The 12929-nt window shown below is 58.9% G+C and carries 13 protein-coding genes; 5 read left to right on the top strand and 8 right to left on the bottom strand.

The features are described from left to right. Positions 1–83: 83 nt before the first annotated feature. Positions 84–701, bottom strand: a complete 618-nt coding sequence (locus OKC41_RS14230) for a cytochrome c (protein ID WP_270672110.1) — start codon at positions 699–701, stop codon at positions 84–86. A 143-nt stretch (positions 702–844) separates the two neighbouring features. Between OKC41_RS14230 and yihA the strand changes: the two genes are divergently transcribed. Continuing rightward, a complete protein-coding gene (gene yihA / locus OKC41_RS14225; RefSeq protein ID WP_042015244.1) occupies positions 845–1498 on the top strand; it encodes a ribosome biogenesis GTP-binding protein YihA/YsxC in 654 nt (217 codons plus the stop codon). Between the two features lie 988 nt (positions 1499–2486). Here yihA and aroE read toward each other — a convergent pair. The 7 genes from aroE to OKC41_RS14190 form a co-directional block, all read right to left on the bottom strand. After that, positions 2487–3308: a shikimate dehydrogenase gene (gene aroE / locus OKC41_RS14220; RefSeq protein WP_201895193.1), complete on the bottom strand. Its 822-nt coding sequence runs from the start codon at positions 3306–3308 to the stop codon at positions 2487–2489. Positions 3309–3411: 103 nt separating this feature from the next. Further along, on the bottom strand, positions 3412–4320 hold the full coding sequence (gene hemF, locus OKC41_RS14215) for an oxygen-dependent coproporphyrinogen oxidase (protein WP_139736788.1): 909 nt from the start codon (positions 4318–4320) through the stop codon (positions 3412–3414). A 100-nt stretch (positions 4321–4420) separates the two neighbouring features. After that, on the bottom strand, positions 4421–4981 hold the full coding sequence (locus OKC41_RS14210; RefSeq protein WP_010672514.1) for a Sua5/YciO/YrdC/YwlC family protein: 561 nt from the start codon (positions 4979–4981) through the stop codon (positions 4421–4423). 273 nt (positions 4982–5254) lie between these two features. Next, positions 5255–5812, bottom strand: a complete 558-nt coding sequence (locus OKC41_RS14205; protein ID WP_080769941.1) for a type I DNA topoisomerase — start codon at positions 5810–5812, stop codon at positions 5255–5257. Between the two features lie 55 nt (positions 5813–5867). Further along, positions 5868–6341 (bottom strand): DUF494 family protein, encoded by a 474-nt coding sequence (locus tag OKC41_RS14200; RefSeq protein WP_010672510.1) that lies wholly within the window; start codon positions 6339–6341, stop codon positions 5868–5870. Next, positions 6334–7449 (bottom strand): DNA-processing protein DprA, encoded by a 1116-nt coding sequence (dprA, locus tag OKC41_RS14195; RefSeq protein ID WP_134996691.1) that lies wholly within the window; start codon positions 7447–7449, stop codon positions 6334–6336. Before dprA ends, OKC41_RS14200 begins: the two co-directional genes overlap by 8 nt. 1 nt (position 7450) lies before the next feature. Beyond that, on the bottom strand, positions 7451–8539 hold the full coding sequence (locus OKC41_RS14190; protein WP_042864603.1) for a LysM peptidoglycan-binding domain-containing protein: 1089 nt from the start codon (positions 8537–8539) through the stop codon (positions 7451–7453). Positions 8540–8647: 108 nt separating this feature from the next. On the opposite strand from OKC41_RS14190, the gene def reads away from it, so the two are divergent. From def to trkA, 4 genes are all read left to right on the top strand, one after another. Continuing rightward, on the top strand, positions 8648–9160 hold the full coding sequence (def, locus tag OKC41_RS14185; protein WP_201895194.1) for a peptide deformylase: 513 nt from the start codon (positions 8648–8650) through the stop codon (positions 9158–9160). Positions 9161–9172: 12 nt separating this feature from the next. Next, on the top strand, positions 9173–10117 hold the full coding sequence (gene fmt / locus OKC41_RS14180; RefSeq protein WP_201895195.1) for a methionyl-tRNA formyltransferase: 945 nt from the start codon (positions 9173–9175) through the stop codon (positions 10115–10117). A gap of 60 nt (positions 10118–10177) precedes the next feature. Further along, positions 10178–11470 carry a 16S rRNA (cytosine(967)-C(5))-methyltransferase RsmB gene (gene rsmB, locus OKC41_RS14175; protein ID WP_201895196.1) on the top strand — a complete coding sequence of 431 codons (1293 nt, stop codon included), beginning with the start codon at positions 10178–10180 and terminating at the stop codon, positions 11468–11470. Between the two features lie 74 nt (positions 11471–11544). Next, positions 11545–12921, top strand: a complete 1377-nt coding sequence (trkA, locus tag OKC41_RS14170) for a Trk system potassium transporter TrkA (RefSeq protein ID WP_010672504.1) — start codon at positions 11545–11547, stop codon at positions 12919–12921. Positions 12922–12929 lie beyond the last annotated feature (8 nt).

The raw sequence follows: 12929 nt of genomic DNA, 5'->3' as shown, positions 1-12929 counted from the left end.
ACGGGCGATTGCTACAACCTCAAAAAAGAACAGGGAACACAATGGTTCCCTGTTCTTTTCAACAAGATAACTAACAGGCTACATCAGTGAAGCCCCGCCACATACTTGGAGAGCGCCTCGATGTCCTGATCCGTCAGCTTCTTGGCCACATCCCGCATCATGCCATTGGGATCGTTGTCGCGGGTCGCCGAACGAAAAGCGGTGAGCTGGGCCTTGATATAGGCGGGATGCTGCCCTGACAGGCTGGGGTACTTCGCTTGCTCGACGCCGGAACCCCGTGGGCCATGACAGGCGGTACAGGCGGCCAGGCCTCGCTCCATGTCTCCCCCCATATAAAGCGCCTTGCCTGTGGCAACCACATCATCGGGCACGGCAACCGGCGTCACCTTCTGGCTGGAGAAATAAGCGGCAAGATCGTCCATATCCTGCTCGGACAACGGCAACGCCATGGGTCCCATGACGGGCGCAACCCGACCAGTTTGGCCAGAAGCTGCAGCCTTCAGTTCAACTAATTGTTTTTTGATATATGATGCGTGCTGACCAGCAATCTTGGGATACATGTCGACTGGGCTGTTGCCGTCCGGTCCATGACAGGCCGCACAGACGGCAGCCTTGGTTTGTCCCGCAGCGGCATCGCCCTTGGCTTGTGCCATCCCAGTTACGCCAACCATCAGAGCAAGTGTAATGACTAGGTTCTTCATGGCGTTCCAACTTTCTCGTTATTAGGCTTCCAGATCCCATGCCGCTGAAGGCATGTTAAAATAAACGCGTTCAAGCGACGCCATTTTACACTATTTCACAAAAAAGTAACTCTATAACCCTCTATCTCTATGGGGAATTTACGTTGGATACACAAACTCTGAATTTCAATAAGGTGCATTTTGTGACCAGCGCACCCGACATCCGCCACCTGCCAAATGATGGGGGTGTCGAGATTGCGTTTGCCGGTCGTTCCAACGCTGGCAAATCGTCTGCATTGAATACCTTGACCAAACACAAGAACCTGGCGCGTACCAGTAAGACCCCTGGCCGTACTCAGCTGATCAACCTGTTTGAGCTGGAACCGGGCAAACGCCTGGTTGACTTGCCTGGCTATGGATATGCCCAGGTTCCGCTGGAAATGAAGCTCAAGTGGCAAAAGTCACTGGCTGAATACCTGCAACGACGGGAGTCCCTGAAAGGGCTGGTGATCCTGATGGACATCCGCCATCCGCTCAAGGAAACCGACATGAACATGCTGGAATGGAGTTCACACCGTGAACTGCCGGTGATGCTGTTGCTGACCAAGGCGGACAAGTTAAGCCCGGGGCCCCGCAACAACCAGGTGATCAAGGTTCGTCAGGCGGTGGCAGAACTGGGCCCGCAGATCCAGGTTGAAGCATTCTCTTCTCTGACCAATATCGGCGTCGAGAAGCTGGCCCAGACCCTGAGCGGCTGGTACCTGTCCGAAGCAGACAACGCCCAAGTAGACGACGAAGATAATCAGAACGAGGAGTAAACGACTCCTCTCCCTGGCTGCAATTGGCGGAGTTGGACCTCCGCTGATTGAAAGGCTTTCATGATCCCCCCATCTCCGAGCCCTCCCTCCCCGCCTTCGCCACCTCTGAAGAAAAACCTCAAAAAATATATTTAAATCATACTGATAGCATGTTTAGACGCGAAAAGAATTAACTAATCATCAACCTGATACCGTTTTCATGGATATCGAGTAAAAAATCAGAATTGAAGGCTGTAACAAACGAAACTGAAATTTAATTACACGATGAGGCAATATAGGGATAAAAATGAGGCCGGTCTTGCCATTGCAAACCGGCCTGAAGAAATGAGTTCAAAAATTTGGGAAAAAGCGAGTTCTCGAGAACAAAGACGATTGGTTTTCCTCAAGAAACGCCTTCATTCTAACAAAGAACGGCAACAATTAAAGCATTTACTCTAAACGTTACTCATAAAAAAACGCCCCGACGATGACTCATCGGGGCTGCTATTCAGCCACATTCAATTACGTGAAATAAAAGGTCTGAAAGATAGAACATCTTACCTCTGTACCCTACGCCGACAACTGTACAGCAAAGCAGCAGAAAGTGAAAGTAATTTATGTAATTTAGTTTCAAGGGTAGGGAAAAGAAAAAATATTCATAATTTTCATGCAGATAAAAAAATCCCCAGTACGAATACCGGGGAGTTATAAAGGTGACTAGCTAGCACTTCCTCAACTATCCAGTTAGTCAGCAGTCCGTTACAGAAGTTCCGCTGCTTTGAGAAAAAACTCAAAAAAATTCTGCGAGTGACGGCAAAGTAAAAGTAACTTATTGTTACGCAATGGTTTTATAAAAATGGCACCTGTTCTGCCACACCCCCACCGCAGAACGACCGTTTCACATCACACGCGCCGTGCCGCATCACGAGGGAGCCCTTATCCAGAGATGCAGAATCTCTACATCAGATCTGCAGATCTGCCAACAGCCCAATAGAGCGTACAAGCTGGTTCACACGACGCCCAGATTGCGCTGCAACTCTCTCAATACCTGCTTGGTGCCGGGCCGGATCCCTCGCCATACCGTAAAGGCCTCAGCAGCCTGCTCGACCAGCATGCCCAATCCATCCATGGTATGGCGCGCGCCATGTTGTTTGGCCCAGCCGATGAAGGCTGTGTCCGTTGCGCCATACATCATGTCGTAGATCGCGATGTCCGGGTGGATGAGGGTTGGCGCCAAAGGTGGCAACTCACCTTGCAGACTGGCTGAGGTGGAATTGATGATGAGATCGAACGGCCCCACCAGCTGTTCATAGGATTGAGCCGTGATGCTGCCCAGATCCTTGAACTCCACAGCCAGCTGTTCCGCCTTGGCATGGGTACGGTTGACCACGACAATCTCGCCCGGCGCTTCCGCCAGCAGGGGGGCCAGGGCGCCACGAGCTGCGCCACCAGCACCCAGAAGCAGGATCCTGCTACCGGCAAGGTTCACTCCGTGAGCCTTGAGATCGGCGACCAGCCCGGCGCCGTCGGTATTGTCACCCAGCAGCACGCCATCATTAGTCAGTTTGATGGTGTTGACCGCTCCCGCCCGCTTGGCCCTGGGGCTCAGCCGCTCCACCAGCACGAAGGCTTGCTCCTTGAAAGGCACGGTCACGTTGCACCCCTTCCCTCCTTCGGCGAAGAAGTGGTTCAGAGCGCTGGCAAACTCATCGACAGCAGGTTCTGCCAGACCATACTCCAGCTCTTGCTGGGTCTGCCTGGCAAACAGGGTATGAATGAAGGGAGATTTGCTGTGGCGCACGGGGTGGCCAAAAACCAGATAACGATCCATCAAGGCGTTCCTTTTGAGGGCAATATCCCGATTTAACGGGTTTTCTCATGAAGGAACAAGCCGAATATCGGCCAATAAGAAGGGGCCATCATGGCCCCTCTGGTCACAACCACTCGCGCGGTTTGAGGTAGTCGCTGTAGAGCAATGCCTCCGGGCTGCCAGCCTCCGGCTGCCAGTCGTACTCCCAGCGCGCCAGCGGCGGCATCGACATCAGGATGGATTCGGTACGCCCCCCCGTCTGCAGTCCGAACAGGGTCCCGCGGTCGTAGACCAGATTGAACTCCACGTAGCGGCCACGGCGATAAAGCTGGAACGCCCGTTCCCGCTCCCCATAAGCAAGCTCCTTGCGTCGCTCGACAATCGGCAAGTAGGCCGCGAGGTAACCCTCACCCACTGCACGCATGAAGGCAAAGCAGTCGGCAAAGGGCCAACGGTTCAGGTCATCGAAGAAAAGACCACCCACCCCGCGCGTCTCGCCCCGATGCTTGAGGAAGAAGTAACGATCGCACCAGGATTTGAACTCGGGATAAATGTCGGTGCCGAACGGCTGACAGAGCTCATGGGAGACCTGGTGCCAATGCCTCACGTCCTCTTCGAACGGATAGAAGGGCGTCAGGTCGAAGCCGCCACCAAACCACCAGATCGGCTCCTCCCCCTCTTTCTCGGCGATGAAGAACCGCACATTCGCATGGCTGGTCGGTACATAGGGATTATGCGGGTGGATCACCAGCGATACCCCCATGGCCTCAAACCTGCGGCCAGCCAGTTCGGGACGATGTGCGGTCGCGGATGCCGGCATGGCATCGCCATAGACATGGGAGAAGTTGACCCCACCTTGCTCGATCACCGCCCCCTGACGCAGCACCCGTGTAATACCGCCACCACCACCTTCGCGACTCCAGGCATCTTCCACAAAGCGCCCGCATCCATCGGCCTGCTCCAGGCCACGGCAGATATCATCCTGCAATTGCAGCAGGAAGGCTTTTACCTGGGCCACATCCGGTTTGCTCATTTTATCTCCTGTCAGACAGGCATCATGCATGCACTGCCTGCACTTCTCGTATTGTCATGACCTCATCGCACAACCTGCATGAAACAGGGCCGTGCCCAACTCAGGATGGGCGAATGATGGCCCCGGTACGGGCGTCCTTGATTTCGGACGGGTTGGCTTGTCCCCCGACTTCGCCGGGCAGAATGTAAGCCAGCTGGCTTGCCAGCAGATCGCCAATGTCAGCCACCCGGCGAGCAGGTTCCTCACCGGTGAGATTGGCACTGGTGGACACCAGCGGTTTGCCAAATGCTCGGCAAAGCCCTTGCACCTGGGGATGGCCTGTGACCCGCACCGCCAGAGTATCGAACTGACCGGTCAACCAGGACGGTGTCGTCGCGCGAGCGGGCATGATCCAGGTGAAGGGACCAGGCCAGCTCGCCTGCACGCGAGCAAGCTGCTCATCGCTGAGCTGGCTCAGGTCGATGTAGTCCTGCAATTGCGCCAGATCTGCCGCGATCAGGATCAATCCCTTCTCCACCGGCCGCTGCTTGATGGCCAGCAGCCGCTGCACGGCGGCTTCGGAATCAGGATCACACCCCAGACCAAACACGGCTTCGGTGGCATAGGCGATAACCCCTTCTCCTTGAAGGGCGGCAACCGCTTGTTCAAATTCATTTGGCATAAGCACATGCGACAGCCACGCTGCCGCCTCTCATCACTGGATTGTCTGTTGAACCGACATGACGGCATCGGGGCCATCACTGCTGCGATATGGGCTATATCCCTGCTCCTCTTCAGTCATGCATTTCTGCTCAGACGCTTGAGTGCATCAGTGAACCGAACAACCGCAGGGAGCTTGAGATGGCGATCAGGAGCAGGGCGACTTGGGCGATGCGCATCGGCTCACAACCTCACGCTGACCAGCAATCCGCCTGCCTGATCACGGGCGGCGAGATTATACCCGCTCAATCTGGTGGGAGCATTTCTTTTGCGGGCAGACCCAGCGCAGGTTTCCCCGCACCTTCTTCTCGACCATGATGCCCCAGCCACACTCGGGACAGGGTATGGGAACCGGCTTGTCATTCACCACATACTTGCAGTGAGGATAGGCGTCACACGAGTAGAACTGTTTGCCATAACGGGATGTGCGGCTCACCAGATGACCTTTGCCACACTCCGGGCAGAGGATTTGGGTATCGTCACTCTCCTGAAGGGATTCGATATGCTGACAGGCCGGGTACTGGGTACATCCCACAAACAGACCGTAACGACCCTTCTTGATGGCAAGTGGATGGCCACAATCCGGACAGGACGACCCCTCGAGCACTTTCTCTATATCGCGGCCAGAGGGGGTGAGGGAGCGAATGTAATCGCAAGCGGGATAGGCTGAACAACCAAGGAAGGGACCGTGTTTGCCCTGGCGGATCACCAGTTCAGCACCACATTGCGGGCACGGCTCGCGCTCGAAGGCATGTTCGTGGGCAGAGAAGAGGTGGTGATCGATCTTTGACATGGGCCGCGCCTTGAAATCCAGATGGCCTGAATTCTACCAGCGCGGCACCGGGCTGTCAGTGGATGACGCCGTCCGACTCGTCAAACACCAGCTCTTCCATCTGCTGGTAGGCGTTTTCGCTGCCTGGCACATTGAACAGCACCATCATGACGACCCACTTCAGATCGTCCAGCTCGATGTCCGGCTTGTCCAGCTCGAGCAACCGTTCGATGCAGATTTCACGGGTTTCGGCATTCAGCACTTGCGCCTGCTCCAGGAACAGCAGGAAACCGCGACATTCAGTACTGAGGCGAACAAGCTCCTGCGGCGCATAGATCCGCATAGAGCCCTGCTGGCTTGCGGTGACATAGACTTCCCGCTCGCTGTCGTGCAGGTTGGCCAGTCGCTCCAGCCAGTTGAGCGCTTTCTCGATCTCGTCCTTGTCGAAACCGGCCCGGCTCAGTTCGTCGGTGAGTTCATCCTGCTCGACCATCACATCTGCATCGCTGTGGATGTAGGTCTCGAAAAGGTACATCAATACATCAAACATGATTCGCCCTCCTCGCTCTGACGTATCCACCGGCTACCGCCATCACTGCACCAACCAGCTCCAGCTCTACCAACCTGCCCAGTACGACATCGACAGGAAGCCGGGCCCGTTCGGCAACGGTATCCACGCTCGTGGTCTCATAATCTACGTTATCCAACAAATCGGCATAAGGCAATTCGCTATTATGCTGCGCCTCGGAAGAACCGTTGGCGGGTCCAGGGGGCAAGACCAGCCTTGGAAACTCTTCCAGGATATCGGCGGCATTCAAGACCAGCTTGGCACCCTGTTGAAGCAGACGGTTGCACCCTGCTGCCTGTGCATTTTGCGGAGCGCCGGGAACGGCAAAGACCTCGCGGCCCTGCTCCAGCGCATAACGGGCCGTGATGAGCGAACCACTCTGTTCTGCCGCTTCCACCACCAGTGTCCCCAGCGACAGGCCACTGATGATACGGTTGCGGCGAGGGAAGTGTTCAGCCAGGGGGCCTTGCTGGGGCGCCAACTCGGAAACAAGCAGACCTTCCTGCTCGAGGATTTGCATCGCCAACCCCTGATGACGCTTGGGGTAGAGACAATCCAGACCGGATCCCAGCACCGCCAGGGTGATTCCGCCCGATGCCAGCGCCTGCTGATGGCAGACGCCATCGATGCCCAACGCGAGGCCGGAGGTGATCGCCAGACCACAGCCCACCAACTCGGCACACAAGCGTGTCGCATTGTCTTTGCCGGCATAGGTGGGGTGGCGGGTACCCACCATCGCCAACTGTGGCAGGGAGAGGGATGAGACGTTCCCGCGGCAGTAGAGCAAGAGCGGGGCGCCGGGGATCTCTTTGAGCAGGGCAGGATATGCGGGGTCATCGGGACAGAGGAGGTGATTGCCGGGCTCGGCGGCCCAGCTCAATCCCTGCTCCACGACAGGAAGAGGCCATCTCATCTGCTGAATCTGGGCACTCTGCAGACCAAGAACTCGCAGGGCGCCATCGTCTGAGTCAAACAGAGTTGTGATGTCACCACCCACATGAGCCAGCAGGCGAGCGGCGGTGACCGGGCCTATGCCTGTAACGGCATCCAGCGTCAGCCATAGCGACAACCGCTCCAGTGGCAAGGACACGTCAGAAATTACTGACCTGATAACCAGAGCCGACCAGATCCTGACTCTGCAGGATAAGACCGTAACTCAATTTGTCGTAGACCTTGAACAACATGACTCTGGCAACGGCCTCGGCAGGCAGCGATGACTTGCCGGCAGAATAGAACGCCTTGTCATAGACGGATGAATGTTCCCGATATGACACCTTGCCATTCTTGTCTACCATCTCGGCTCCCGGGCGCAGGATCTCGAGCACATCGCCCGGGGCCACCTGATCACGCTCCCCCTTGTTGATGAGTACCACATCAAACTTGCCCCCACCATGAACCTTGCTCGGCAGCTCGATCACATAGCCGGGGGAAATGGAAGGTGCCGCCTTTGGCATGAACACGGCAGAGATGCTCTCCTGCGACGGCAGCGGCATCACCTTGTCGCCCTGATACACCTCACGCCGGTTATGGGTCAGCGTCACTTTGGTGGTGTCGTGGGCAAGGTACTCCTCTGCCCGCACCGTGCCGACAAAAATCGCCTCCTGACCGAGCGACTCACCGGTATGCTTGTCCTTGTATGCCACTCCCGGACGATAGAGGCCATAACTCTGGCCCGGGTTCAGGGCTCCTTTCACATAGAGAATGTCACCCTCCAGCATCCCGACATGCTTGTCATTGTTGCCGAGCACATAGGGCAGGTCCTTGCTCTGCTGGCTGTTGGCCAGAATGTGGTCGGTCTGCAGGAAGGGCGCTATCTCACTCAGAGGAAGGGTCGGTATGGGATTGGCCTTGTTTTCATAGCGGTTCTTGGGCGAGAGACGGATGACCTGCTTGCCCCCCTGACTGGCTTTGCCGAGCCGAGGCTCACCATTGACCCAGCTCAGGTGCAGCACGTCACCGGGATAGATCCAGTGGGGATTGGCGATCTGCGGATTGATGTTCCAGAGGCGTGGCCAGAGCCAGGGTTCGGCCAGATACTGGCCCGAGATATCCCAGAGGGTGTCCCCTTTTTGCACCACATAAGTCTCGGGGTAACCGGATTTGAGCGTCAACTGCTGTGCCATGGCGCCACCGGCCAGGGCTGTCGCCAGGCAGGCGACGACGATTTGCTTCAGATACATAACACTCCCTGTTACTTCTGCACGCAAAGTGTTGCTGTTTTTTGTCGGCGTAAATGACTAGAATTACGTCAATATTGACTGCGTTTATATGAAACTAAAGAAAAAATTATGGCCATTCTAGATGTATTGCGTTTCCCCGATGAGCGTCTGCGCACAGTCGCGGCCCCTGTCGAAGCCTTTACACCCGAGTTACAACACATTGTAGATGATATGTTCGAAACCATGTACGCGGAGGAAGGCATCGGCCTGGCCGCGACCCAGGTCGACATTCATCAGCGCATCATCGTCATCGATGTCTCCGAGAACCGCGAAGAACAGCTGGTGTTGATCAACCCGGAGATCCTGGAACAGTCCGGCAGCACCGGCATCGAAGAGGGCTGCCTCTCCGTGCCCGGCAACCGTGCTCTGGTTCCGCGCGCCGAGTGGGTCAAGGTCAGGGCGCAAGATCGCCACGGCAACACCTTCGAGCTGGAAGCGGACGATCTGCTCGCCATCTGCATACAACATGAGATGGATCATCTGGTCGGCAAGCTGTTTGTGGATTACTTGTCCCCGCTCAAGCGCCAGCGCATTCGTCAGAAGCTGGAAAAGATGGCCCGTGAAGATCGCAAAGCCCTCTGAGGATCCGCTCCATTGAACAAGCTGAAACTGATTTTTGCCGGTACCCCCGACTTCGCCGCCCGTCATCTGGCGGCGTTGTTGTCTTCCGGCCACGAGGTCGTCGCCGTTTATACCCAGCCGGACAAGCCCGCCGGTCGCGGCCAGAAGCTCACCGCCAGCCCGGTCAAGGAGCTGGCGCTGGCCCACGATCTGCCGGTCTATCAACCTGCCTCCCTGCGCAATGAAGCGGCGCAGGCCGAACTGGCCGCTCTGGGTGCCGATCTGATGGTCGTCGTGGCTTATGGCCTCATCCTCCCCAAGGCGGTGCTCGATACGCCGCGTCTGGGTTGCATCAACGTGCACGGATCCCTGCTGCCGCGCTGGCGCGGTGCCGCCCCGATTCAACGCTCCATCTGGGCGGGGGATGCCGAAACCGGCGTCACCATCATGCAGATGGACGTGGGGCTGGACACCGGTGCCATGATCCGCAAGGTAACCTGCCCCATCGCCAGTGATGAGACCTCTGCCAGCCTCTATGACAAGCTGGCCGGTCTGGGCCCGCAGGCACTGGTCGATACCCTGAACGCCATGGCTGCCGGCGGCACCGCCGCCGAGCCCCAGGACGATGCGCTGGCCAACTACGCCGAGAAGCTCTCCAAGGAAGAGGCCCGCATCGACTGGTCGATGGACGCCGTTGCCATCGAGCGCTGCATCCGTGCCTTCAACCCCTGGCCCATCAGCTGGTTCGACGTCGCCGGACAGACCGTCAAGGTGTGGCAGGCCGAGGTCGTCGCACAGGATCACGGCCAGGCAGCCGGCACCCTGCTCAAGGCCGACAAGCAGGGGATCGAGGTTGCCACCGGTCAGGGCGTGCTGCGCCTGCTGACCCTGCAACCTCCCGGCAAGAAGGCCATGTCCGTTTCGGATCTGCTCAACTCTCGCCGCGACTGGTTTGAACCCGGCACGCAACTGATTTGATCTGGATTGAATTGACACAAGCGGGGCCCTGGCCCCGACTTGTGCATCTAAGGTAACGCTATGAAAACACGCGCACAGGCTGCTCTCGTCATTCAACAGGTGCTGGATCAGGGTCAATCTCTCTCCGCCGTTCTGCCTGCTGCCCAGGAGAAGATCGCCCCTCGCGATCGCGCCCTCCTGCAAGAACTCTGCTATGGCACCCTGCGCTGGCTGCCCCGCCTCGATGCGGCGGTCAGCGAGATGATGGACAAGCCGCTCAAGAACAAAAGCCGCATCTTCCACTACCTCATCCTGGTCGGCCTCTACCAGCTCATCTATACCCGCATTCCGGCTCACGCCGCCGTGGCCGAGACCGTCAACGCCGTCAAGCTGCTCAAGGGCTCTTCCCTGCGCGGCCTCATCAACGGCGTACTGCGCAACTTCCAGCGCAGCGCCGAAGTGATCCTGCTGCGCATCGACCGCGTCCCCAGCGTCCGCCTCGGCCACCCCGAATGGCTCACCAAGCGCCTGCGTCAGGCCTATCCCGATGACTGGGAGTTCATCATGGAGGCCAACAACCAGCGCCCGCCCATGTGGATCCGCAACAACAGCCAGCGCCAGAGCCGCGAGGCCATGCTGATCCGCATGAGCGAGGCGGGCATCCCGGCCATGGCCGGTGTGGAAGGGGAAGATTGCATCCTGCTGGAGCGCCCCTGCGACGTGACCAAGCTGCCCGGCTTCGAGCAGGGTGACTGCTCGGTGCAGGACGGGGCCGCCCAGCAGGCCGCCGCCCTGCTCGATCCCCAGCCGGGCGAGTGGGTGCTGGACGCCTGCGCCGCCCCCGGCGGCAAAACCGCCCACCTGCTGGAACGCCAGCCGGCCCTTGCCGGCGTGGTTGCCGTCGACGCAGACGACAACCGCCTCAAGCGGGTGCAGGAGAACCTGGATCGCATCGGCCTTCAGGCCCAAGTGATCCACGGTGATGCCAGCACGCCGGATCTGTGGTGGCCACAGGGGCAGTTCGACCGCATCCTGCTGGATGCCCCCTGCTCCGCCACCGGCGTCATCCGCCGTCACCCCGACATCAAGTGGTTGCGCCGGGATCAGGACATCCGCGAGCTGGCCGAGCTGCAACGCCGCATTCTCGACGCCCTCTGGGGCAAGCTGAAGCAGGGCGGCACCCTGCTCTACGCCACCTGTTCCGTGTTGCCGGAAGAGAACCGGGAGCAGATCCGCGCCTTCCTGGTCGATACCCCGGATGCCCGCCTGGTGCCGTTGCATGCCAAAGACACCCCGGCCTGTCCGGGTCGCCAGTTCCTGCCCGGCGAGGCGGAGATGGACGGCTTCTACTATGCCAAGCTCATCAAGCTGTAGGCCGAACCGGCGGATGGCAGGCCCGGTGACGGGCCGCCTCATTACGAAGCAACAACCTTGAGTAAGATGGCCTTATGAAAATCATCATTCTGGGCGCAGGTCAGGTGGGTGGCACCCTGGCCGAGAACCTCGCCGGCGAGAACAACGACATCACCATCGTCGACACCGACAGCGAGCGCCTGCGCGAACTGCAGGACAAATTCGACCTGCGGGTGGTGAATGGCCACGGCGCCCATCCCAGGGTGCTGCGCGAAGCCGGCGCCCAGGATGCCGACATGCTGGTCGCCGTCACCAACAGCGACGAGACCAACATGGTCGCCTGCCAGGTCGCCTACTCCCTGTTCAACACCCCGAACAAGGTGGCGCGCATTCGCTCCCCCGCCTATCTGGTGGAGCGGGATCGCCTGTTCCTGCCCGAATCCGTCCCCGTGGACCACCTGATCGCCCCGGAGCAGCTGGTGACCGACTACGTGCGTCGCCTGATCGAGTATCCGGGGGCGTTGCAGGTGGTGGATTTTGCCGACGGCAAGGTGGGCCTGGTGGCGGTCAAGGCCTATTACGGCGGCCCCCTGGTGGGCAATGCGCTCTCCACCCTGCGGGAACACATGCCCAACATCGAAACCCGGGTCGCCGCCATCTTCCGCCAGGGGCGCTCCATCCGCCCGCAGGGCACCACCATCATCGAAGCCGATGACGAGGTGTTCTTCGTGGCCGCGGCGGGCCATATCCGCGCCGTGATGTCTGAACTGCAACGCCTCGAGAGCCCCTACCGGCGCATTATGATCGTCGGCGGCGGCAATATCGGCGCCGGCCTTGCCCGCCAGCTAGAGAAGCGCTACAGCGTCAAGCTCATCGAGCGCAACCAGAAGCGGGCGGAGCAGCTCTCCGAGCACCTGGAACACACCATCGTCTTCTGCGGCGATGCGGCGGATCAGGAGCTGCTGGCGGAGGAGCACATCGACCAGATCGACGTCTTCATCGCGGTGACCAACGAGGATGAGGCCAACATCATGTCGGCCCTGCTCGCCAAGAAGATGGGGGCCAAGAAGACCATGGTGCTGATCCAGCGCGGCGCCTACGTGGACCTGGTACAGGGCGGCTCCATCGACATCGCCATCTCCCCCCAGCAGGCCACCATCTCTGCCCTGCTGACCCATGTGCGCCGTGCCGACATCGCCAACGTCTACAGCCTGCGCCGCGGGGCGGCCGAAGCCATCGAGGCGATCGCCCACGGGGACGAGAACACCTCCAAGGTGGTGGGTAAGACAGTGGGCGAGCTCAAGCTGCCCCCGGGCACCACCATAGGCGCAGTGGTGCGCGGTGATGAGGTGCTGATCGCCCACGATCGCACCCAGATACAGCAGGATGACCACGTGGTGATGTTCCTGGTGGACAAGAAGTACATCCCGGAAGTGGAGCGTCTGTTCCAGCCCAGTCCCTTCTTCCTGTAAGCCGGCCA

Source organism: Aeromonas sp. QDB17 (assembly GCF_027705305.1).
Classification (GTDB): domain Bacteria; phylum Pseudomonadota; class Gammaproteobacteria; order Enterobacterales; family Aeromonadaceae; genus Aeromonas; species Aeromonas caviae.
Note: the sequence above shows the minus strand (reverse complement) of the source record. Positions and strands in the feature narration are given on the sequence as shown.